The 23484-nt window shown below is 35.6% G+C and carries 21 protein-coding genes; all 21 read right to left on the reverse strand.

Annotated elements, in window-relative coordinates; all coding sequences use genetic code 11:
* Position 1: 1 nt before the first annotated feature.
* On the reverse strand, positions 2–1072 hold the full coding sequence (locus tag MJG50_RS00170) for an ABC transporter permease (protein WP_240251657.1): 1071 nt from the start codon (positions 1070–1072) through the stop codon (positions 2–4).
* Positions 1069–2595: an ABC transporter ATP-binding protein gene (locus MJG50_RS00175; protein WP_240251659.1), complete on the reverse strand. Its 1527-nt coding sequence runs from the start codon at positions 2593–2595 to the stop codon at positions 1069–1071. Before MJG50_RS00175 ends, MJG50_RS00170 begins: the two co-directional genes overlap by 4 nt.
* 125 nt (positions 2596–2720) lie before the next feature.
* Positions 2721–3818, reverse strand: a complete 1098-nt coding sequence (locus MJG50_RS00180) for a BMP family lipoprotein (protein WP_240251661.1) — start codon at positions 3816–3818, stop codon at positions 2721–2723.
* Positions 3819–3924: 106 nt separating this feature from the next.
* On the reverse strand, positions 3925–4650 hold the full coding sequence (locus tag MJG50_RS00185; protein WP_240251663.1) for a GntR family transcriptional regulator: 726 nt from the start codon (positions 4648–4650) through the stop codon (positions 3925–3927).
* Positions 4651–4810: 160 nt separating this feature from the next.
* Positions 4811–7138 (reverse strand): DNA translocase FtsK, encoded by a 2328-nt coding sequence (locus MJG50_RS00190; RefSeq protein ID WP_240251665.1) that lies wholly within the window; start codon positions 7136–7138, stop codon positions 4811–4813.
* A 132-nt stretch (positions 7139–7270) separates the two neighbouring features.
* Entirely contained in the window at positions 7271–7492 is a 222-nt protein-coding gene (locus MJG50_RS00195; RefSeq protein WP_240251667.1) for a YlzJ-like family protein, read from the reverse strand.
* Positions 7489–8247 (reverse strand): ClpP family protease, encoded by a 759-nt coding sequence (locus tag MJG50_RS00200; RefSeq protein WP_240251669.1) that lies wholly within the window; start codon positions 8245–8247, stop codon positions 7489–7491. The genes MJG50_RS00195 and MJG50_RS00200 overlap by 4 nt, the downstream gene beginning before the upstream one ends.
* 113 nt (positions 8248–8360) lie before the next feature.
* Positions 8361–9236 (reverse strand): 4-hydroxy-tetrahydrodipicolinate synthase, encoded by an 876-nt coding sequence (gene dapA, locus MJG50_RS00205; protein ID WP_240251671.1) that lies wholly within the window; start codon positions 9234–9236, stop codon positions 8361–8363.
* Positions 9237–9266: 30 nt separating this feature from the next.
* The gene (gene dapG / locus MJG50_RS00210; RefSeq protein WP_240251673.1) at positions 9267–10499 is read right to left on the reverse strand and encodes an aspartate kinase; all 1233 of its coding nucleotides are present in this window, start codon (positions 10497–10499) and stop codon (positions 9267–9269) included.
* Positions 10500–10545: 46 nt separating this feature from the next.
* Positions 10546–11595: an aspartate-semialdehyde dehydrogenase gene (asd, locus tag MJG50_RS00215; RefSeq protein ID WP_240251675.1), complete on the reverse strand. Its 1050-nt coding sequence runs from the start codon at positions 11593–11595 to the stop codon at positions 10546–10548.
* A gap of 128 nt (positions 11596–11723) precedes the next feature.
* Positions 11724–12329: a dipicolinate synthase subunit B gene (locus tag MJG50_RS00220; RefSeq protein ID WP_240251677.1), complete on the reverse strand. Its 606-nt coding sequence runs from the start codon at positions 12327–12329 to the stop codon at positions 11724–11726.
* Positions 12330–13229 carry a dipicolinic acid synthetase subunit A gene (dpaA, locus tag MJG50_RS00225; RefSeq protein WP_240251679.1) on the reverse strand — a complete coding sequence of 300 codons (900 nt, stop codon included), beginning with the start codon at positions 13227–13229 and terminating at the stop codon, positions 12330–12332. It lies immediately after the preceding gene.
* Positions 13230–13480: 251 nt separating this feature from the next.
* A complete protein-coding gene (locus MJG50_RS00230) occupies positions 13481–13732 on the reverse strand; it encodes a YlmC/YmxH family sporulation protein (protein WP_240251681.1) in 252 nt (83 codons plus the stop codon).
* 85 nt (positions 13733–13817) lie between these two features.
* Complete coding sequence (locus MJG50_RS00235; protein ID WP_240251683.1) at positions 13818–15059, reverse strand: M16 family metallopeptidase; 1242 nt, start codon at positions 15057–15059, stop codon at positions 13818–13820.
* A gap of 59 nt (positions 15060–15118) precedes the next feature.
* Positions 15119–16090, reverse strand: a complete 972-nt coding sequence (locus MJG50_RS00240) for a polysaccharide deacetylase family protein (RefSeq protein WP_240251685.1) — start codon at positions 16088–16090, stop codon at positions 15119–15121.
* Positions 16091–16202: 112 nt separating this feature from the next.
* Positions 16203–18317 (reverse strand): polyribonucleotide nucleotidyltransferase, encoded by a 2115-nt coding sequence (gene pnp / locus MJG50_RS00245; RefSeq protein ID WP_240251687.1) that lies wholly within the window; start codon positions 18315–18317, stop codon positions 16203–16205.
* Between the two features lie 209 nt (positions 18318–18526).
* The gene (gene rpsO, locus MJG50_RS00250; RefSeq protein ID WP_240251689.1) at positions 18527–18796 is read right to left on the reverse strand and encodes a 30S ribosomal protein S15; all 270 of its coding nucleotides are present in this window, start codon (positions 18794–18796) and stop codon (positions 18527–18529) included.
* Positions 18797–18900: 104 nt separating this feature from the next.
* Complete coding sequence (gene ribF, locus MJG50_RS00255) at positions 18901–19866, reverse strand: bifunctional riboflavin kinase/FAD synthetase (RefSeq protein ID WP_240251691.1); 966 nt, start codon at positions 19864–19866, stop codon at positions 18901–18903.
* A gap of 17 nt (positions 19867–19883) precedes the next feature.
* Positions 19884–20816 (reverse strand): tRNA pseudouridine(55) synthase TruB, encoded by a 933-nt coding sequence (gene truB / locus MJG50_RS00260; RefSeq protein WP_240251693.1) that lies wholly within the window; start codon positions 20814–20816, stop codon positions 19884–19886.
* A gap of 62 nt (positions 20817–20878) precedes the next feature.
* Positions 20879–21232, reverse strand: a complete 354-nt coding sequence (gene rbfA, locus MJG50_RS00265) for a 30S ribosome-binding factor RbfA (protein WP_240251695.1) — start codon at positions 21230–21232, stop codon at positions 20879–20881.
* Positions 21233–21300: 68 nt separating this feature from the next.
* Entirely contained in the window at positions 21301–23481 is a 2181-nt protein-coding gene (gene infB / locus MJG50_RS00270) for a translation initiation factor IF-2 (protein WP_240251697.1), read from the reverse strand.
* Positions 23482–23484 lie beyond the last annotated feature (3 nt).

The raw sequence follows: 23484 nt of genomic DNA on the forward strand, positions 1-23484 counted from the left end.
ATTATATTTCCCCTTTCTTAGCAGCAATATCATTTGAATTAGAGCGTTTCTTACTAAACTTCCCTATCAATCGATGAATCAATACACTTGTTGCTGCAAAATAAATAATAATTGCGATAATCGTATTTGCAATTTCTGGTGGGATTTCAGTCATTGCATTCATAAATCCTGTGCCAGAATATAGAATTCCGAAAAAGACAGCTGCAAAGAATACACCAATTGGTGCATTAGCTCCTAATAATGCTACCGCTATTCCATCAAAACCTTGAGATGGCATGATACCAATTTGCATAGTTGAAGCATTTCCAGTATACATGGCAACGCCTGCTAGACCAGCTAGACCACCTGAAATAAGCATTGATAAAATGATATTCCGATTCACACGCATACCAGAATACTCAGCGGCATCCCGATTAAATCCTACAGCTTTCAATTCAAAACCTAAAGTGGTTTTATTAATAATGAATCCTATGACAATAACAGCAACTACTGCTATAAATAACCCTAAATTTATATAAGATCCTTGAAACATATCTGATAAAAAAGGAACTCTTAATGAAGCAGCTTCAGGTAGTTGTTTTGACTCTGTTTCTAAAAACTCACCTTTAAAATAACCTGGAACAACATAATAAACTGTCCAATAGCCTATCCAGTTCATCATAATTGTCGATACAACTTCATGTACATTAAACTTCGCTTTTAATAATCCTGGAATAAACGCCCAGAGAGCACCACCTATAAAACCAGCTAATACCATGACCACTAGTAACATTGGTCTAGACATATCAAATGATAAACCGATAGCAGTAGCACAAAGACCACCAATTAACATTTGTCCTGGTGCACCAATATTAAATAATCCCGTACGGAAAGCAAAGGCAACTGAAAGTCCTGTAAAAACAAGTGGAGTGGCAGTTGCTAACATATTACCAACACGTTCTGGATTCTTAAGTGCACCTTGGAATAAATAGGAATATCCTTCAATAGGATTACTTCCAATAAACAACATTAATAATCCACCTGCTATTAGTCCTAAAAGCACGGCTATTAATGATACAATCGTTGTTCTCATACACTTCTCTCCTTACTTACACCTGCCATCATAAGTCCGACCTCATTTTCATTCGTTTCAGAGGCATTAACGACGCCAATGAGTTCCCCATTATTGACGATGGCAATTCGGTCAGAAAGTTGCAATACTTCGTCTAGTTCTAACGAAACTAGTAGCACGGCTTTTCCTTTATCACGATGTTCAATCAATCTCTTATGAATATACTCAATTGATCCAACATCTAATCCACGGGTTGGCTGTACCGCAATGAGTAGATCTGGATTCAATTCTAACTCTCTTCCAATGATCGCTTTTTGTTGGTTACCACCTGATAATGTTCGAGCAATAGAAGAGGTTCCTTCCCCAGATCGAACATCAAAGCTCTCAATTATTTTTTTAGCATAATCTTTTATTTTATTGTAGTTTAACAAGCCAAATTTAGAAAAAGGCTGTTTATTATACACTTCTAAAACCATATTTGACTGTAAAGTATAATCTAAAACTAAACCTCTCTTTTGTCTGTCCTCAGGAATATGCGCAATTCCCTTTTCAATTCTTTTACGAATTGGAAGATGCGTAATATCCTCACCATTGATAAAGATTTGACCATTTTCAAGCTTGCGCAAACCTGTGATTGCCTCAACAAGTTCAGATTGACCATTACCTTCAACTCCTGCAATTCCAACAATCTCACCTGTTTTCACATCAAGAGAGAAGTTCTTAAGTCCTAAAACTTTACGATTATTTTTCACCGATACATTTTCTATATTAAGTACAACCTTACCAGGTATACTTTCTTTCTTATTCACATTAAAAGAAACATGACGTCCAACCATCATCTCTGCTAGACTTGCTTCACTTGTCTCAGACACATTAACAGTTCCAATCGATTTACCACGACGGATAACTGTACAACGATCTGCTACAGCTTTTATTTCCTTAAGCTTATGAGTAATGATAATAATTGACTTTCCCTCTTTAAGGAGATTACGCATAATTTTCATTAATTCTTCGATTTCACTAGGAGTTAATACTGCAGTAGGTTCATCCAATATAAGGACATCTGCCTCACGATATAACATTTTCATGATTTCTACTCTTTGTTGCATCCCCACAGATATATCTTCAATTTTTGCATGTGGGTCAACATTCAAACCATAATGATTTGATAATTCTTCGATTCTTTTAGCAGCTCTATCAATATCAAGTGCAATACCAAATTTTCTCGGTTCACTACCCAAAACAATATTTTCTGTAACGGTAAAATTATCAACCAACTTGAAATGCTGGTGTACCATCCCAATTCCTAAACGATTAGCAACATTTGGATTGGTAATTCGAACTTCCTCGCCGTTTACTTTGATTTTTCCTTTTTCAGGTTGATACATCCCAAACAAGACACCCATTAAGGTTGATTTTCCTGCACCATTTTCACCTAATAATGCATGTATTTCTCCCTTTTTTAAAGTTAAGGTTATATCATCATTTGCCACAATTCCAGGAAACTCTTTCCGTATATTGAGCATTTCAATTACATATTCCATAGCTGCACTCACCTTTTTTTTAGACTCTATTCATTCCCCTATTAGCACATCAACACGGTAAGGATGTTGAGATTGTACTTTACAATAAAAGAGACGGAAAGCAAACCGTCTCTTCTATGTTTCTCTTACTTAAATAAGCTACCTTGTTCTGCTTTAACTTCAATTTCTCCTGCTTTAAGTTTTTCATATACTTCATTTACTTTACTAATTGTATCTTCACTTAAGTTAGGATTTTTTTCAGGTAAACCAACACCATCATTTTTTACATCCAATGTTAATGTTTTTCCACCTGGGAATTCACCATCTAATTCTTGTTGTATAATTTCAAAAGTTGAATGAGCTAATTTCTTCATTGCTGATGTTAAGATAACAGATTTTCCATCAGGTAATTTTCCATCTTCATATTGGTCAACGTCAACACCAACGATCCAAACTTCTTCACCATCTTGAACACGCTTCTTAGCTTCATCAATTGCTCCAACACCAACACCACCAGCAGCAGTAAAGATAACATTTACTCCACGGTCGAACATTTGAGCTGCGATTTGTCCACCAGCAGCTTTGTCATCAAAAGTACCTTGATATAGTACATTTTCTTGCTTTAAGTTAATTTTTGTACCTAAATTTTCGTTTGCATATGCTACACCTTGTTGGAAGCCCCAGTTAAATTTTTGTACTGCAGGGATTTCCATACCACCGATAAAGCCTGCTTCACCTTCTTTTAATTCAATAGCAGTAGCTACACCAGCTAGAAAACCTGATTGATGTTCAGCATAGAATACAGCAACAGTATTTTCTTTTACAACTGGGTTGAAATCTCCACTATGTGGATTTCCATCAAGAATAACAAATTTTGCATCTTCATATTTATCTTGTGCTTTAAATACAGCTGTTTCAAATTTAAAGCCTGGTGTTACAATGAACTTATAACCTGCATCATATAGGTTTCCTATTTCTTTTAAGTATTCAGCTTCAGTAGTACCTGCTGGCTTTAGATATTTCGTTTGAATTCCTAACTCATCCTCAGCTAGCTTAATACCTTCCCAAGTGCCCTGGTTAAAAGATTTATCATCGATAGTACCTGCATCAGTAACCATTCCAACCTTAAGGTCAGCCTTTTTTGTATCTCCATCTTTACCCTTTTCATCTGCACCACATGCACCAAGAAGTGTTCCAGCTGCTAGTACAAATGCAAGACCGAATCCAAATTTCTTTTTCAACATAAAAGTAAACCCCCTATAAATTTTGTAAGCATTACATATTTACAATCAGTATTTAGACTTAGACTCGACCACCTCCTTAAATTATGCAATTCTCTTGAAAATTATTTCAAACTCGTTTTCTAACTACATGGAAATCAAATTTGTCTGCTTTAAAATAATTCAAGGAATACAGGACTGGGTGATCATTTTCATCATAATGCATTTGTTTGAGTAAAAGTAACGATGTCTCTGGTTCACAATTTAAAATCGGTGAGACTTTTTCATGGTAACCTAGAGGCTCAATATGTGTAACCGCATACGAAATTTTTTTAGATGCTCGTTTATCCAAGTATTCTAATAACGACTCCTCTTCATATGAGAAATTACACGGGAGATATTTACTAAGAATCTTATCAATACAATATATAACAGGTGAACCATTTGCAGTACGGACTCGATCAATTATTGTAATTTCTTCATCCTTTGAACAATTTAAACTATAGAGATCATCATCTGTTGGTATATGTACAGATGAAGAAAGAAATATTGTACCTGGCTTCATTCCTGCTTTTAAGATCATATCTGTAACACTACTAAGCTGTTCGATTCCCGCAGTAAACAAAGGTTTTGTGTTTACAAAAGTGCCAACCCCATGACGTCTAATGATCACATTTTCTTCTTCAAGAATTCTAAGCGCTTCACGAAGAGTTGCCCGACTAACCCCTAGCTGCTTTGCAAGATGAAATTCTGATGGCAGCCTCTCCTTTTCCTTAAAAATCCCATTTTCAATGTCCAGTTTAATTTGATCAATAACTTGCAAATACAAGTGACGATTGTCTAACTTGATAGTCATTTGCTGTTCCTCCATTTACTTTTGTGAAAAGACATCAGACCTCTGATGTTAGACAATATTCTAACCGTCAATAATATATCATTTTTTCAAAAATAAATAAATACTAAAATCTAATATTGTCGAAAAAAAAGAGGCATTAATGCCTCTCGTTCACTTTTATTCAACTACTTACATCTTCATTCTTTGCTGAAATAAGTACCGTCCTAGGCTTGCTGCCTTCATATTGTCCTACTATTCCTCTAGCTTCCATCTCATCTATTAATCTTGCTGCCCTTGTATAGCCAATACGGAATCTTCTTTGGAGCATCGAAACGGAAGCAGTTTGCATTTCAATCACAAGTTGGACCGCATCATCATATAGTTCATCATCTACTTCTTCACTTTTTTCAGTTGTTTCAGAAGGAATCATTTCTTCCTGATATTGTGCCTTTTGTTGAGAGATTACAAAATCGACAATTTCCTCTACTTCGTCATCAGAAAGAAATGCTCCTTGAACACGAACTGGTTTAGAGGCACCCGCAGGTAAAAATAACATATCACCACGGCCTAACAATTTCTCTGCCCCCCCCATATCAAGAATCGTTCTTGAATCAGTTTGTGAGGAAACACTAAAAGCAATCCTAGATGGAATGTTTGCTTTAATTACACCGGTTATGACATCAACTGATGGTCTTTGTGTTGCGATTATCAAATGAATTCCAGCTGCACGAGCCATTTGGGCAAGTCGGGTAATGCTGTCCTCGACATCTGATGATGCAACCATCATTAAATCAGCTAGCTCGTCCACAATCACAATAATATAAGGAAGACTTGGTTGTTTACCTTCTTCATCCTGGTTGTGTCGTTTTATGTATTCATTATAGCCTTCAATATTTCGAGTTCCAGTATGGGAAAAGAGCTCATACCTCCGCTCCATTTCATTTACGACCTTTTTAAGGGCTTGTGAAGCTTTTTTAGGCTCTGTTACGACAGGAGCCAATAAATGTGGAATTCCATTATAGACATTCAATTCAACCATTTTCGGATCAATCATCATCATTTTAACTTCATGGGGCTTCGCTCTCATTAAGACACTAATAATGATCCCATTAATACAGACACTTTTCCCACTTCCGGTAGCACCTGCAACTAATAGGTGTGGCATCTTATTTAATTCAGCAAGTACTGCTTCCCCAGATATATCACGGCCGAGTCCTATTTGCAGCTTCGAATTTGGTTGATTATTTTCATTAGCTTCTAGTACCTCTCGAAGTGAAACAACTGCTACTTCTGAATTAGGGACTTCTATACCCACAGCAGATTTTCCAGGAATTGGCGCCTCAATTCGAATATCTTTTGCAGCTAATGCGAGTGCCAAATCATCACTTAAATTCACAATCTTACTTACCTTTACTCCCGCATCTGGATATACTTCATATTTGGTTACAGCAGGTCCAAGGTGCACCTTCGTTACTTTTGCTTTTACACCAAAGCTTTGAAATGTCTTTTCAAGCTTCCGAGCATTTTCATAAATATTTTCTCGTTCTGTACTTTGATTATTTTGTTTAGGTGGATGTAATAGTTGAATTGATGGTAATTCATAATCTGTATTTTCATGCTCTACAAATGTAATTGGCGTTTTATCCTCAAAATCTTCGTTATCTTCCTGTTTCTTTTTATCTTTTTTCCTATTTTGGTCTTGCTCATTGGTTTGTCCATATGCTTTGTCAGCAAAATTTGAGATGATTGGTTCAATCGGTATTTCATAAGTTTCGTCATCTTGATGAATCTCTTCAATAGGCTTGTTTGTATTTTGAAGAGGTTTTTGATTTGCTTTCGTTTTCGTTTGTTTTGATCGAGACTTATATCCTTTAAACCAATCACTAGTATCATTTATAAAGGATGTCCAATGTTTTTTAATAAATTTCATAATAGGATTAGTTACTTTTATTAACGAATCATGAAGTGATTTACCGGTAACCAAAACAATCCCTATAATGATTAAAAAAATTGCAATTATTTTAGTCCCAGACTCTGCAAACAAAAAATAAGAGGCAGCAAATAAAATGGAGCCAATCATCCCACCGCCTAAATCAGAGGTGCTCGTATTTCCACTCACAACGGACCAATATAAATTCCACGTATTTTTAATAACACTTGGATCTGTAAATTTACCTTCGTTCGTTTGTAGATTAAATAATGGAATATGGCTTAAAAGTAAGACAGCAAATAAAATTAAGTAAACACCAATTAATTGCCTGCTAACTAGAACTGGCCATTTTCGATTCCAAATAATATAAATAGACACAATTAATAGGCCAACTAGCCCAATAATATCCCAATTCCCGAGGAAAAATCGAAAAACATACACTAAGCCTGTCCCGACTTTACCTAGTCTAGCTAACCCAATACAAGATAAAGCTAATAAAATCAGACCAAGCAATTCAAATTTTATCGTTTTTTTCCATTCTTCTTTTTTCTTTGTACTTCGTCTTTTACGTTTCGCCATTCATACACCTACTTCATTTAAGGACTAAACATTGTTATTAATAATGGTAATGAGAAAGCAGCCACTTTTTTTGGCTGCTCTCCTGACGTTAAGTTCTATTAAATTATATCATAAGATAAGCTATAAAGAGTATTAAATAAGATCAGACACTTTAATACTTTGTCCAGGTGTGTAATCCTGTTGCAAGTAATGCTGGGGATCTGTACTTAATATCCTCTCTATTCGATACTCTAAATTTGTTGTTTGACTTACAGCTAGTGTTACCCCATTAAACTCAACAATTTTTTGAACTGGATACTCTTCTTCCACTTGTGGAAATATCATTTCCCTTGGCATCATTGTGTATAAAATCATTGTAGTATCTTCTCACCTTCAGCAAGTCCATTTTTTTCTGCCATAAGTTCATTTAATTTTTTTATAGCTTGTCCAATACCACCAACCTCATCAATTAAGCCATACTCAACTGCATCCTTACCTAAGACATTTGTTCCAATATCCCTTGTCAAATTTCCTTTGGAGAACATTAATTCCTTAAATTTCTCTTCCGTAATATTCGAATGGCCTGTTACAAAGTTAACTACTCGTTCCTGCATTTTATCTAAATACTCAAATGTTTGTGGTACTCCGATAACTAGCCCGGTAAGTCGAACAGGGTGAATCGTCATTGTTGCTGTTTCAGCTACAAAGGAATAGTCACATGATACAGCAATTGGTACACCGATAGAATGTCCTCCTCCTAACACAATGGAAACGGTGGGCTTCGATAGTGAAGCAAGCATTTCTGATATGGCAAGACCCGCTTCCACATCTCCACCTACTGTATTTAATATGACTAACAAGCCCTCTATTTTAGGATTTTGTTCAATTGCTACTATTTGTGGGATTACATGTTCATATTTAGTCGTTTTATTTTGTGGTGGGAGTTGGATATGGCCCTCTATTTGTCCAATAATTGTTAAACAATGTATTTTACTATCAGTTGATAATTGAGGAACATTTGTCTGACCTAATTGTTGAATTTTTTCAACTAAACTTGAACCCTTTGACTCATTATTTTTTTCTTGATCTTCATCAGTCTGCTCTGTATTTATGTATCTTTCCTGATCCATTATATTCTCCTTTCAACCATTTGTTTCTTAGTATGAACGATTGATTTCTTTTCATTCCCACATTAAAAGAAGCAAAAGAAAAAAGCCAATCACGTAAGATTGACTTTTGTTCTTTATAACACATTTTTTAATACATTCGTTATTTTTACCCGTTCCTCTTCAGTAAGGGGAACAAGTGGGAGTCTTACAGATCCAACATCCAGTCCCTTTATTTGAAGTGCTGTTTTAACCGGTGTTGGATTCGGAGCAATAAACATACTTTTCATGATTGGCAATAATTCCTGATGGAGCTGGGCAGATTCAAGGATGCTTCCATTTAAAAAGCTAGATACCATTCGTTGAATTTCATTTCCTATAATGTGTGATGCAACTGATACAACACCATATGCACCTATTGATAATGCTGGTAAAGTTATCCCATCATCACCACTATATACGATAAAATCATCATCTGTATTCGAAATAATTTCAGTCATCGCTTCTAAGCTGCCACTCGCCTCTTTCACAGCGATAATATTTGGAATCTTCGAGAGTTTAATAATTGTTTCAACAGATGTATTTATCGACGTTCTTCCTGGAACATTATAAAGCATTACCGGAAGATTTGTGTTATCTGCAATTGCTTTAAAATGTTGATATAGTCCTTCTTGATTTGGTTTATTATAATATGGTGCTACTAACATAATCGCATCAATACCAGCATCTTGTGCCTTTTTTGTTAATTCAATTGATGCATACGTATTATTACTTCCAGTTCCAGCAATTACTGGTACACGACCATCGACAACCGAAACAACATGGCGAAACAACGCCATTTTTTCTTCAGAAGAAAGAGTAGGTGACTCTCCAGTTGTACCTGCTACAACTAGTGAGTCTGATCCGTGACTTAATAAGTAATTGATGAGTTGTGTTGTTTTTTGAAAATCGATGTTTCCTTTTCGATCAAAAGGAGTTACCATTGCTGTTGAAACTCTTCCGAAATCAGTCATGATTTCATTTCACTCCTAATCATTTGATAATCAATTTGCTCTAACTGGACCTTCAGACAGATGGAATGCCTTGTGTAGAGCGTTAATCGCCTTAACCATATCTGCTTCCTTAACTAGAACCCATATTGTTGTATGGCTATCGGCTGACTGTAGAATCTGTATACCTTGTTCAGATAGAGCTGTTACAATTTTAGCTGTCACACCTGGTACACCGTTCATTCCAGCACCAACAGTAGCTACTTTTGCACATTTTTCTGTAACTTGCGGCTCATAGCCTAATTCTCTTAATACATCGACTGCTCTATTTGTCATTTCACCAGAGACAGTGTATACAACACCATTAGGGGTAATATTAAAAAAATCGACACTTATTTGTTCATTGGCCATTGCTTTGAATACTTCAGTTTGGAGATTGTATTGTCCCGTTTTTGCCTGTACCTTTAGTTGGGTTACATTTGTAACATGAGCAATCCCTGTTATTAATCGCTCTCTAACCTCTATTCCTTTTGTTCCTTTATCTAATGTAGTAACTAATGTTCCTGGTGAGTCTGAATAGGTTGACCTTACCCTAATCGGAACCTTTGCCTCCATAGCAAGCTCTACCGCTCTCGGGTGTATTACCTTGGCTCCTTGATATGCCATATTACAGATCTCATTATAAGTTACGATAGATAAAGGCTTAGCATCATCAACGATTCTAGGGTCTGCAGTCATAACACCTTCGACATCCGTAAAAATATCGATCCAATCAGCTTGAAGGGCAACTCCAAGAGCTGCAGCTGATGTATCACTGCCCCCCCTCCCAATCGTAGTAATATCCCCTATTTTAGTAATACCTTGAAATCCCGTCACTACTACAACATCATAATCTTCAAGTGATCTTAATAATCTTTCACATTTCATTTCGATTATTTTCGCATTAGAATACTCATTATTTGTTCTAAAACCAGCTTGCCCACCATTCAGTGCAGTTGCTTTTATACCATTTTTGTTTAACATATTCGTAAAAACAACACTTGAAATGATTTCTCCACACGAAACTAGCATATCACTTTCTCTTTTCGTTATGGAAGCATTTGAACCACCAACTAAATCAATAAGTGTATCTGTAGCATATGGATCACCATATCTACCCATAGCTGAGACAACAACAACTACTTTATACCCATCTGCAATCGCATTCGTAACATGCCTTCTAGCAACTTCTCTAGTCTCTTCGGTACTTACTGAAGTTCCGCCAAATTTTTGAACAATGATGTTCATTATACCACCCCATGTTGTAAGAAAAGATAACTTTTTAAAATCTAAATTATTTTACAAGTCCTAATTTTAATAGACTACTAGCTATCTGAACGGAATTCCATGCAGCACCCTTCAATAAATTATCTGAAACTACCCACATATGAAAACCTTCATTATTATCCAAATCTTTACGAACCCTTCCAACAAATACTTCATTTTTTCCAACACAATTAATTGGCATTGGATATAGCTGCTCAGAAGGATTATCTTCTAAAATGATACCTGGTGATGCCGCTAGTAAGTCTTTAATTGCCGCAGAAGTTACATCACTTTGATCTGTTTCAAAATATACAGACTCAGAATGTCCAGTTTCAACAGGTAATCTGACACAAGTCGCAGCAACATGAAGATCTGGTAAATGCATAATCTTCTTTGTTTCGTTAATCATTTTCATTTCTTCAAAAGTAAATCCATTATCCTCAAATTTATCGATTTGCGGAATCGCATTGCCTACAATTTGATAGTGCTTTTTATCGCCTTTTACTGGTAAAACTTCAGGTGTTACTTCTTCACCAGCAATAATATTTCTTGTTTGTTTATTAAGTTCATCTATCGCAGCAGCACCGGACCCTGATACTGCTTGATAGGTTGAAACAATAACTTTCTTCAATCCATACGCTCTTCTTATTGGTTCTAATGCGACAACCATTTGGATGGTAGAGCAATTAGGATTTGCAATGATTCCTTGATGCGTAAGTAGATCTTTCTCATTTACTTCAGGAACAACAAGTGGTACACCTTCATCCATTCGGAAGGCACTTGTATTATCAACAACAATTGCACCACGTTTTACGGCTTCTGGTGCCAATTCCTTTGAGACACCACCGCCTGCACTAAACAAGGCGATGTGAACACCTTCAAATTTATCTGGCGTAGCAATCTCTACAGTTAGTTCTTGACCACGGAACAATACTTTTTTACCTGCTGAACGTGCGGATGATAATAATGAAAGTTTTGTTAAAGGAAAGTTCGATTCCTCTAAGGTTTGAATCATTCTTGTTCCTACTGCACCTGTTGCACCAACGACAGCAACATGTAATTCATTACTAAATGTCATATTAAATACCCCTTCCTAATAAAAGCAATTACCTATTTTACGTTAATGATTTTTATTTTATCATATTCACGCATTAAAGAAGAGAAGAATTTAAATATTCTTTCTCTTCTGTCATAGAATTTTCAAATTTATGCTTCATCATCGCGGTATTTTTCAATGATAACTGGTTGTAATTGCTTTCCTTCAATAGCAGAAAGTACGGTATCTTCAAGCATGTTCATTCTTGCTACCATCGAATTTGGCTTTTTCAAAGGAGAATCCTGCCCATAAGGAATAAAATATATATTTTTTGTTGCCATTAGACGCATTAGATTAACTCCATTTAATCCAAGGGCATCATTTGTGGAAATTCCTAACACGACTGGTCGTTGATTTCGTAATGTGGCCTTTGCTGCCATTAATACAGGATTGTCAGTCATTGCATTGGCAAATTTACTCATTGAACTTCCTGTTAAAGGAGCGATTACCATACAATCCAATGGAATTTTCGGACCTAAAGGCTCTGCTTTAACAATTGAATCAATTACTTTTTTACCAGTTAACTCCTCGATTTTTGCAATCCATTCCTCGCCATCTCCAAAGCGTGTATTTGTTGACTGTACTGTATATGAAACGACTGGTAATACTTCTGCCCCAGCATCAACTAATCTTTTTATTTCTGGCATTACCGCGTCATATGTGCAATGGGAACCTGTAAGACCAAAACCAATTCTTTTACCATTTAAATTAGTCATTTATTTTTTCTCCTCTCGTTGTTGTACTAACTCTCGTAGCAACTGTGACAATACATTTGCAATAATTTGCCCAGCTGTTTTTGGAGCAACAATTCCTGGTAAGCCTGGGGCTAACAATGCCTTAATTCCCCTTTTCTCAGCGTAACGAAAATCTGTGCCCCCTGGTTTTGAAGCTAAATCAACAATCAATGTATGTGCAGGCATTTTCGAAATGATACTTGCATTCACTACCAAATGGGGAATGGTATTTATGCATACATCGATATCCTTAACATGATGTTCCAACTCTGCCAAGTGAAAAGGCGTCAATCCCATTTCTGTGATTCTCGCAATATGTTCTGATTTTCTTGCTCCAACCTTAACATGTGCACCAAGAGCAGAAAATGATCGTGCAACACTCATACCTACTCTGCCTAATCCAAGAACAACAACTTTTGAATCATGTATCGTGATGTCAGTGTGTTGAATAACCATCATAATTGTACCTTCAACAGTTGGTATGGAATTATAGATAGCAACATCATCACGTTCAAATAATTGGATTAATTTTCGATTACTACCACTTACAATTTGATTTAGATAGTCATTACTAATTCCAGAGAATACGATACAATGCTCTGGAGTTTCTGAAATAATTTCCTTTGTCAATATCACTGTTTCATTTGAAAAAATAGTTTCGACTTCACCCTCGCTGTTCGTTCCTGAGACAGGAAGGATCATAGCATCTATATCTGAAAAGTCGATTTCATCCATACGTTCTTTTGATGCTCCAGTAAATCCATGATCAAGTTGATCAAATCCGATTAATGAAATTCTTGAGTCTAATTCAACGAGTTTACGAATGACTTCTAATTGTCTTGCATCTCCACCGATAATAGCGATGTGCATATCAGTCAACATAAGATTTATCACCTACTTTAAAAGCAAAAATTTTGATCAAATACCGTACTTTTATCTTGAATTTTGATATCAATAAAATCTTCTTCAATTTTATTTACTCCAACATCTTATGAATTGAAGGCTGAATAGGTGAATAAACAAATTACTATGCATTTGACGAATTGCCTTAGTTGCACTTATTCAGATCAGAAAGGGATGCTATCTTTTCCGAAAACAAAAAAATGACCCATAAAAAGGTCATTTCAATTTTATTATTCTGTTGGGTATTCATCAGGTATATCTATGATAATCATATCTGAACCAATTTTTCGGATATGCTGCCAGGATACCCTCACTTCATTTCCCTGTTTTTTTAGCCCAAACCACTTCAGAGATGGGATGATGAGTGCTTTAATTTGACCAGTTTTTTCATCAATTTCTAAATCAGTTTGGCCAAGTACCCCTAATCTTTCTGCACGCTTTACATCCACAATTTCCTTGCCACTTAGTTCACTTAATCTCAAAATCAACCACCCCTTCAATATCCCTTATTATATTGTATGGAGTAGTCCACTTTTTAGAAGTTAAACGTTATAACAATTCGTCAAACTAATTCGAAAGTTTTTTCGGTAATTCCTCGGACGGACTAATTAAAGCGACTGAATAATGATCTGTGAAAATTCGATTTGTCATTTCATTCACACTTTGTTCATTTACTTCATTAATTTCAGAAATAATCTCATCAAGTGATTTATGCTTTTTCAATAAGAGTTCATTTTTTCCGTTTCGACTCATTCTACTATTTGTACTTTCTAGGCTCAGCATTAGGCTGCCCTTCATTTGTTCTTTGCTATTTTTTAATTCTTTAGCAGTGATTCCCTCTTGTTTTAACTTATCTAGTGTATCTTTAATTGTTTCAAATAATAAGTCTAATTGATTACTTCCTGTTCCTCCGTATACAGTAAGCATACCATTATCCTTATATGAGGAATGGTATGAGAACACTGAATATGCGAGTCCTCGTTGTTCACGTACTTCTTGGAAAAGTCTACTACTCATACTGCCGCCTAATATATTATTTAACACAATTAGATTGTAGATGTCCTTATCACCAATTTGTAAACCGTTAAACCCCATACAAAGATGTGCCTGCTCTGTATCCTTTTTTCGGGTAATTGTATTTGAATGGAAGGTTGGTTTCCTTAATTCTTGTTTTTCATGCTTTGTTGAATATTTTCCAAAATATTTTTCTACTTCAGAGATAAACTTTTCATCTATATTTCCTGCTACCGAAACAACTACATTTTCTGGAGTATACGTATCATTCATATACTGTCTGAGCATATCACCGTTAAATGTTGTTAACGTTTTTTCAGTACCGAGAATTGGGTAGCCTAATGGGTGGTTTTCATAGCTTGCCTTGCTTAAAAGGTCATGGACAATATCATCTGGAGTATCTTCATACATTTTTATTTCTTCATAAACAACGCTTTTTTCCTTTTTAAGCTCTCCTTCATCAAATGTAGAATGAAAAAACATATCTGCGAGCACATCTAATGCGAAATTTGCATGCTCGTCGAGAACTTTTGCATAATAGCAAGTATATTCTTTTGAAGTAAAAGCGTTTACTTGACCACCTATACTATCAAATGATTCTGCGATTTCTTTCGCAGTTCTTGTTTCTGTCCCTTTGAAAAACATGTGCTCCAAGAAGTGAGATATCCCATTATTTTGATCATTTTCATTTCTTGAGCCAGTACCAATCCATATTCCAATTGCCACTGAACGTACTGTAGGGATGTTTTCTAAAACAATTCTAACGCCATTTTGACATGTATATCTTTTAATCAAGGTGTATTTTCCTCCTGTTTAAAACTCTTCGAACGATGCACTTCATTTTCTGCATTTATCTACTTAGTTTTATATAATATACGTTCCTCACTTAATAATGTAGACACATTATCAATCAGATATTCTTTTTGTTTAATTGAAAGTATAAGTCTTTCCAGACTTTGAGCGGTAGGTGAAGTTGGATGCATCAATATCATTGCACCTGGATGGATTTTCGATAATACTCTTTCAACTAACACATGAGGTTGGGGACGTTTCCAATCAACTGTATCCACGCTCCACATTATTGTTTTCATTCCAAGTTCATCAGCAATTTTAACAACCTCAGCTCGATAACTACCACTTGGTGGTCCGAAAAGTGTTACCTGCTTCCCAGTTGTTGCTTCGATCACATCATTTGTTTGAATGAGCTGCTCCCGAATCAATTCAGCTGATAATTTTTCCATATTCGGATGTGAATATGAATGGTTTCCAACCTCATGTCCTGCATCAACAATCATTTGAGTTAATTCAGGATTTTCCTTGACCCAACGTCCTTCTAAAAAAAAAGTTGCTTTAATATTATGCTTTTTTAATGTCGTTAACATGTCTGGAATGTACTCATTTCCCCACGCAACATTGATTAAAAATGATACCATTGGTTTATTAGGATGGCCTCTATATATAGCTTCTGCTGGAAGATCCTCTAGATGAATATTTGGTGGAGTTTGCTTGAAAACAAGTTTTTTTTCATCAAATTTTCCATCTTTCTTCATTCTTTCATGTGAAGCCTTCACATCAACCTTTAATCCGTTATAACCAGGCATCGCCTTCCATACGATATCAATTTTTGCATCCTCGGCTGGGATTTCATATTCAATTGATTTCTTTTCTATTTCAGATAGCAAGTTATTTTGTCCAGAAACTGTAACACTCTCTTGATTATGTTTTAGGGCATTTACATAGTCTGTCGTATATGGATTTTGTAAAGATCCTATCGATAATAATAAAATACATATGAAAACAAAAAATTGTATGTAATGTTTTTTCATAGCTATCCCCCTCTTTACTAAAAAATATGTAAAGAAAGGACAAGGTAGAACTATGTATAATTTGTTTCATTATATAAACCTAATAAGCCTGGAGATTCCAGGCTTATTACAGTTATTGTTGTTGTTGTTTTTCTTTTTCTTCTTTCAATACAACTTTTCTTGAAAGATTAACACGGCCCTGCTTATCAATTTCCATTACTTTTACTAAAATTTCATCACCAATTGATACAACATCCTCAACTTTTCCAACTCTTTCTTCTGCTAATTCAGAAATATGGACAAGTCCGTCTTTGCCACTAAATATTTCAACAAAGGCACCAAATTTTTCAATTCGTTTTACTTTACCAAGATACATTTGTCCTACTTCAACTTCTCGAACAATGTCTTCGATAATTTTCTTAGCTTTTTGATTCATATTTTCATCTACTGAAGAAATGAACACAGTACCATCTTGTTCGATATCAATTTTTACTCCGGTTTCATCAATAATTTTATTAATTTGCTTACCACTTGGTCCAATAACATCTCTAATTTTATCAGGGTTAATAGTCATCATTAAGATTTTTGGAGCAAATTTTGAAAGCTCATTTCTTGGTTCATTAATTGTACTAAGCATAGAATCTAAAATTTGCATTCTGCCTTTTTTCGCTTGTTGAAGTGCTTCTTCAAGTATTTCACGTGATAATCCTTCAATTTTGATATCCATTTGTAGAGCTGTGACACCTTTAGAAGTTCCTGCAACCTTGAAATCCATATCTCCAAGGTGATCTTCCATCCCTTGAATATCTGTTAATACGGTATAATATTCACCTGACTTAACTAATCCCATTGCAATACCAGCAACAGGCGCCTTAATTGGTACTCCTGCATCCATCATTGCTAGTGTACTAGCGCATATACTAGCTTGTGAGGTAGAACCATTAGACTCTAACACTTCCGAAACTAATCGAATTGTATAAGGGAAATCTTTTTCAGATGGAATAACCGGTTCTAATGCACGTTCCCCAAGCGCACCGTGTCCTATTTCACGACGTCCTGGTCCCCTCATTGGTCCTGTTTCACCAACACTAAATTGAGGGAAATTATAGTGATGCATAAAACGCTTTGATTCCTCAATTCCTAATCCGTCTAAAATTTGCACATCCCCTAATGCTCCTAAAGTACAAATACTAAGAGCTTGAGTTTGTCCACGTGTAAACAACCCTGAACCATGGGTTCTAGGCAATTTACCAACTTCAGATGAAAGTGGTCTAATTTCATCAATTTTTCTTCCATCAGGACGAATCTTTTCAACAGTTATTAATCTTCTTACTTCTTCTTTTACTAATTTATTTAAAATTTCTTTTACTTGCTTTATTGTTTCTTCATCTACTTCTTGTGCTTCAAACTTTGCCACAACAAATGCTTTTACTTTATTTATGGCATCTTCTCTTGCATGTTTCTCAGCTACCTGTACAGCCTTTGTAATATCATTTTCGGCTAGTGTGCGAATTTCTTGTTCTAACTCTTGATCAAGCTCATATAATTCGATAACCAATTTTTCTTTTCCAATCGCTGCAGCAATTTCTTCCTGGAAGGATATTAAACGCTTAATTTCCTCGTGACCAAACATGATTGCCTCTAACATTGTTTCTTCCGGAACTTCTTCAGCCCCAGCTTCAACCATATTTATAGCATCCTTTGTTCCTGCTACAACTAAGTGGATGTCACTTTTCTCTTGATCCGCAACAGAAGGATTAATGATAAATTCACCATCGATTCTTCCAACAGTCACTCCTGCGATAGGTCCTTCAAACGGAATATCTGAGACAGACAATGCTAATGAAGAACCGAACATTGCCGCCATTTCTGAAGAACAATCTTGATCAACACTCATTACAATGCTAATTACTTGAACTTCATTTCGAAATCCATCTGCAAATAAAGGACGAATTGGTCTATCAATTAGACGACTTGCAAGAATTGCCTTTTCACTAGGTCTTCCCTCACGCTTAATAAACCCACCTGGAATTTTCCCAACTGCGTATAATCTTTCTTCATAATTAACTGTTAATGGGAAGAAATCTAATTTTTTTGGTTCCTTAGACGCTGTTGCAGTACTTAGCACAACAGTTTCACCGTAACGGACTAATACAGCTCCATTAGCTTGTTTTGCTAACTGACCAACTTCAACTGTTAGTGTTCGGCCAGCCCAATCTATGGAGAAGACTTGCTTTCCTTGATCCATATTTTATAGTACCCCTCTCTATCTATACATTTTATAACCAATGCATAATATGTCATCATATGTATTGTTAGTATGAACAAATTTATTTGAACATATCAATATTAACGTAATATGTAAGATTCAATTAAAATGTAACTTTATTTACTAGTTAATAACCGTACTTTTTTAAGCTAATAAAAAAGCGGGAATTCTCCCGCTTTTTGTGTTGATTATCGACGTAGGCCAAGCTTGTTGATTAGTTCACGGTAACGAGTTACGTCATTATTACGAAGATATGTTAATAAATTACGACGTTTACCAACCATCTTTAATAGACCACGACGTGAATGATGATCTTTCTTGTGTGTACGTAAATGATCATTCAATTTATTGATTTGCTCAGTTAGGACAGCGATTTGAACTTCTGGTGAACCAGTATCATTCGCATGAGTTTTATACTCGTTAATGATTTCATTCTTACGCTCTTGTGTGATTGCCATCCTATTCACCTCCTATTCTCGTAATCCCCAATTACCGAGCAGACGTTGGTGATTCGATCTGCCAAGCAATGGTTCTATTCATACGTTAATTAGAATACAACTTTTTATGACAAAAAGCAAGTATGTTCATATATTTTTTCAAAGAATTCCTGAGTGTATTTTTTATCTTGCTCAATTTGCTTAACCAATTCATCGATGGAAGGGAATTTTTTTTCGGACCGAATTCGCTCATACCACTCGATCATTACTCGCTCATCATATATATTTTCATTAAAATTAAATATGTGCACCTCAATGGAAGGTGTTTTCTTATTTTCATGGAAGGTTGGCTTCAAACCAATATTACAAACTCCAAAATACCACTTTGATTTTACCTGAATTCGAACAGCATAAACCCCTAATTTTGGGACGATAAAATCTGGATCTACTTTAACATTTGCCGTTGGGAAACCGATAGTTCGCCCTCTTTTTTCTCCATTTATTACCATTCCACTGACAGTATAATTTCTACCTAATAAACTTTTTACATTCGACATTTCACCTTGTCGAATGTGTTCCTTTATTAATGTAGAACTTACCTTTTCATTATTACATGATAATTTTTCAACAGTAGTATGGGTAAACTCTCCCCTTGATTGGACTGGTAATGTTTCCATTGTCCCTTTGCCTAAATGACCATATGTAAAATCAAATCCGGCAACAACATGTCTGGCATTCAAGTCGATAATATATTGATCCACAAATTGTTGTGGTAATAAATTAGCAAATTCACGCGAAAAATTGACGATATATAAATAATCGATTTGTAAATCCTTAAATAAAGCTTCTTTTTTTGTTAATGAAGTTATATATTCAACTGGTTTGTCACCTTTACCAAGAACGACAGATGGGTGAGGATCAAATGTCATCACTGAACAAGCTATGCCCTTATCATCTGCTATTTTTTTGGCGGTATTAATGACCTTTTGATGACCGAGATGAACACCATCAAAATAGCCTAAAGCTAAAACAGTTGGTGCTAAATCATCTTTATTTAATGAATGTGGATGTGTGATATGGATTGTCTTCACTTGTCGTTCACCTTTACTTATATTAATTCTTGATTGTTAACGAGTACTTTAATAGGCTTGATTAAATGGTTTTTTTCTGGATGTCTCTGATATATTGCAAGGATTTGTTTTTCTATACTTTGAATAGCGATGGGTTGAGCAGTTAGAATATGATCAAATCCTTCAGGTAATGGCAAGACTGCCCCATTTTTTACCTTCTCTGCTACTTTATCATTAATCATAACATTCGGCAAATGTAAAAGTGCATCTTCAATTGAAATGAGGCAAGTGTTAATCGTATGGTCTTGTACTTTTTGCTCGACCTCAGATAAACTAATACATTGGTTAATAAGGAAGTTGCCAGAGGAGATTCGAGTAAGGTCAGACATGTGTGCTGGAAAGCCCAATTTCTCTCCAATTTGAACAGCTAATGTTCGAACATACGTCCCTTTACTGCATGTTACCTTAAATCTAAAAGAAACTGTGTCTCCTTTATACTCATCCTTACCGTCTAGCAATACTAATTCATGAATATGTATATTTCGTGAGGGACGCTCGACTTCTATTCCCTTTCTTGCATATTCGTATAGTCTCTTCCCATTTACTTTTACAGCAGAATACATTGGAGGTGTTTGAGTGATTTCACCTGTTAAGGACATGAACACGTCTTCTATCTCTGATTTGGAAATTACACGGTCTACTTTCTTTTCAGATACGATATCGCCTGAGGAATCTTCTGTTGTTGTAGAATAGCCAAGTGTTACCTCACCTACATATGTTTTATCTTCAGCCGTAATGAATTCTACAATTTTTGTTGCCCTGCCCAAACATATTGGTAATACACCTGAAACATCAGGGTCAAGTGTACCTGTATGACCAACCTTCTTCATTTTAAGTAATTTCCTTACTTTAAAGACACAATCATGGGATGTCATCCCTTTTGGCTTGTGTAATAGTAAAATACCATCCATAATGACTTACTCCTTTCCTACAATGAAAAAGGGGATAGACTTAGGAAAGCCTATCCTCCATCTTACTCTTGATTTGATTGCTTGTTAATCTCATGTATGATTGTCTCGATACGATTCCCATAATCAATCGATTCATCAAACTCGAATTGGATTTCGGGTATTTTACGCAATCGAATGCGTTGCCCGATTTCAGAACGAATGTAGCCTTTTGCTTTTGCTAAGCCTTTCAGAGTGTTTTCTCTTTGTTCTTCATCACCAAGAACCGAAATAAACACCTTCGCTTGTTGTAAGTCACCTGTAACATGAACATCTGTAACTGTTACAAAGCCAATCCGTGGATCTTTAATTTTGCGGCCAATTATGTCACTGAGTTCCTTTTTCATTTGCTCGCCAACTCGATTAGGTCGTAAACTCATTTGTTTTCACCTCGATTTACAACATAAGAACGTATCTTTTACTTCTTACCTTATAAGTTCAATAGTTATTATTTACGATCAATCTCTTGCATAATAAATGCTTCAATGATATCTCCTTCTTTAATATCATTAAATTTCGTAATAGTTATCCCACACTCATAATTTTGAGCTACTTCTTTTACATCATCCTTGAATCGTTTAAGAGTATCTATTTCACCTTCAAAAATAACAACTCCATCACGAATCAAACGAATTCCACTATCACGCGTTATTTTTCCATCTGTTACGTAGGAACCAGCAATCGTACCAATTTTAGATACTTTAAAAGTAGTACGAACTTCTGCTTGCCCGATTACTTTCTCTTCAAACTCTGGATCAAGCATACCCTTCATTGCAGATTCAATTTCTTCAATTGCTTTATAAATGATTCGATGTAATCGAATGTCAATATCCTCAGCCTCAGCTGTTCTTTTCGCATTCACATCAGGTCTAACGTTAAATCCAATTACAATTGCATTAGAGGCGGAAGCAAGGGTAATATCTGATTCAGTTATTGCACCAACACCAGTATGGATTATCTTAACCTTAACCCCTTCGACATCAATCTTTTGTAAAGAAGCTGCAAGTGCTTCGACAGAACCTTGAACATCTGCTTTTACAATTAAATTGATTTCTTTCATTTCGCCTTGCTTAATATGTTCGAATAAGTCTTCAAGACTTACTTTCACCTTATCGCCACGCTGCTCTACTAATTGTTTAGATGCTCTAGCTTCACCAACCTGACGGGCTTTCTTTTCATCTTCAAATACCATAAATTGATCTCCAGCTTGTGGTACATCATTTAAGCCAGTAATCTCAACTGGTGTAGAAGGTCCTGCTTCTTTCACACGACGACCTAGGTCATTAACCATTGCACGCACACGACCAAATGTACTTCCAACAACAATTGGATCTCCTACTCGTAACGTTCCATTTTGTACAAGTAATGTTGCAACAGAACCTCTTCCTTTATCTAGTTGGGCTTCGATAACAGTTCCTGTAGCAAGTCTTTTCGGATTCGCCTTGTATTCTTCAACTTCACCTACTAGAAGAATCATCTCCAGCAATGAATCGATCCCCTCACCAGTAAGTGCTGATAGTGGAACAAAAATAGTATCGCCACCCCAAGCTTCAGGAACTAAGCCATGTTCTGTAAGCTCTTGCATGACTCGATCAGGATTTGCGGTAGGTTTATCTATTTTATTCACTGCCACAATAATTGGAACTTCTGCTGCTTTCGCATGATTGATAGCTTCAACTGTTTGTGGCATTACACCATCATCTGCTGCTACGACAAGAATCGTAATATCAGTAATTTGAGCTCCACGAGCACGCATCGTTGTAAAAGCAGCATGTCCAGGTGTATCTAGGAAAGTAATTTTCTTTCCATTATCTACAATTTGATAGGCACCAATATGTTGTGTAATACCGCCTGCCTCTCCAGCAGTAACCTTTGTGTTACGAATAGAATCAAGTAGAGTCGTTTTTCCGTGGTCAACATGACCCATTATTGTAACGATTGAAGGTCTTTCAATTAAATCCTCTTCTTTGTCTTCATTCAAATAACCTTCAAACTCAGTTACCTCAAACACAATTTCCTCTTCAACCTCAACACCATAATCAGAACAGATGAGTTCAATAGAATCCTTATCTAGTTCCTGGTTGATAGTAGCCATAACACCTAGCATAAATAACTTTTTAATAATTTCAGAAGGCTCTTTACCTAATTTCTTAGCCAACTCACCAACAGTTAATGAACCAATAAAAGTAATCTTTTCTGGTAATTTCTTTTCAGGCTTTGGTTGAACAGGCTGATGGTGATTTGGTTTTTGTTGACCTCTTTGTTTATTTTTATTATTCTTGTTATTTTTGTTGTTATTCTTATTATTTGAGTTAAACGGTTTTTGTTGACCTTGTTGATTATTCTTCTTGATATCTTGACTTTTTGGAGCAGGTTTCTTGTTTACCTCTTTCGTATCAGAAGACCCGTTCTGGTTACTATTTACATTTTCTTTCGGTTTACTTTCATTTTTCTGCTGATTATTTGTTTCTTTCTTAGTATATGAACTATCTAATTTTTGAATAATATCTCCCTCAATCGTTGCCATATGATTTTTTACCTCGATGTTCATCTCTTTTAGCTTAGAAATCACTTCTTTGCTTGAGATATTTTGTTTCTTTGCATATTCATAAACACGCATTCTACTCATATG

It is taken from the genome of Fredinandcohnia quinoae (assembly GCF_022427965.1).
GTDB classification, from domain to species: domain Bacteria; phylum Bacillota; class Bacilli; order Bacillales; family Bacillaceae_L; genus Ferdinandcohnia; species Ferdinandcohnia quinoae.

Bases quoted from the DNA above. Each gene is read 5' to 3' on its own strand.
- MJG50_RS00170 (WP_240251657.1), bottom strand. From the start codon at position 1,072: ATGAGAACAACGATTGTATCATTAATAGCCGTGCTTTTAGGACTAATA.
- MJG50_RS00200 (WP_240251669.1), bottom strand. From the start codon at position 8,247: ATGGATCAGGAAAGATACATAAATACAGAGCAGACTGATGAAGATCAA.
- dapA (WP_240251671.1), bottom strand. From the start codon at position 9,236: ATGACTGATTTCGGAAGAGTTTCAACAGCAATGGTAACTCCTTTTGAT.
- pnp (WP_240251687.1), bottom strand. From the start codon at position 18,317: ATGGATCAAGGAAAGCAAGTCTTCTCCATAGATTGGGCTGGCCGAACA.
- MJG50_RS00195 (WP_240251667.1), bottom strand. From the start codon at position 7,492: ATGATTTTATACACAATGATGCCAAGGGAAATGATATTTCCACAAGTG.
- MJG50_RS00240 (WP_240251685.1), bottom strand. From the start codon at position 16,090: ATGAAAAAACATTACATACAATTTTTTGTTTTCATATGTATTTTATTA.
- MJG50_RS00175 (WP_240251659.1), bottom strand. From the start codon at position 2,595: ATGGAATATGTAATTGAAATGCTCAATATACGGAAAGAGTTTCCTGGA.
- MJG50_RS00185 (WP_240251663.1), bottom strand. From the start codon at position 4,650: ATGACTATCAAGTTAGACAATCGTCACTTGTATTTGCAAGTTATTGAT.
- dapG (WP_240251673.1), bottom strand. From the start codon at position 10,499: ATGAACATCATTGTTCAAAAATTTGGCGGAACTTCAGTAAGTACCGAA.
- asd (WP_240251675.1), bottom strand. From the start codon at position 11,595: ATGACATTTAGTAATGAATTACATGTTGCTGTCGTTGGTGCAACAGGT.
- MJG50_RS00190 (WP_240251665.1), bottom strand. From the start codon at position 7,138: ATGGCGAAACGTAAAAGACGAAGTACAAAGAAAAAAGAAGAATGGAAA.
- rbfA (WP_240251695.1), bottom strand. From the start codon at position 21,232: ATGAGTTTACGACCTAATCGAGTTGGCGAGCAAATGAAAAAGGAACTC.
- infB (WP_240251697.1), bottom strand. From the start codon at position 23,481: ATGAGTAGAATGCGTGTTTATGAATATGCAAAGAAACAAAATATCTCA.
- MJG50_RS00220 (WP_240251677.1), bottom strand. From the start codon at position 12,329: ATGACTAATTTAAATGGTAAAAGAATTGGTTTTGGTCTTACAGGTTCC.
- rpsO (WP_240251689.1), bottom strand. From the start codon at position 18,796: ATGGCAATCACACAAGAGCGTAAGAATGAAATCATTAACGAGTATAAA.
- MJG50_RS00180 (WP_240251661.1), bottom strand. From the start codon at position 3,818: ATGTTGAAAAAGAAATTTGGATTCGGTCTTGCATTTGTACTAGCAGCT.
- dpaA (WP_240251679.1), bottom strand. From the start codon at position 13,229: ATGTTGACTGATATGCACATCGCTATTATCGGTGGAGATGCAAGACAA.
- truB (WP_240251693.1), bottom strand. From the start codon at position 20,816: ATGGATGGTATTTTACTATTACACAAGCCAAAAGGGATGACATCCCAT.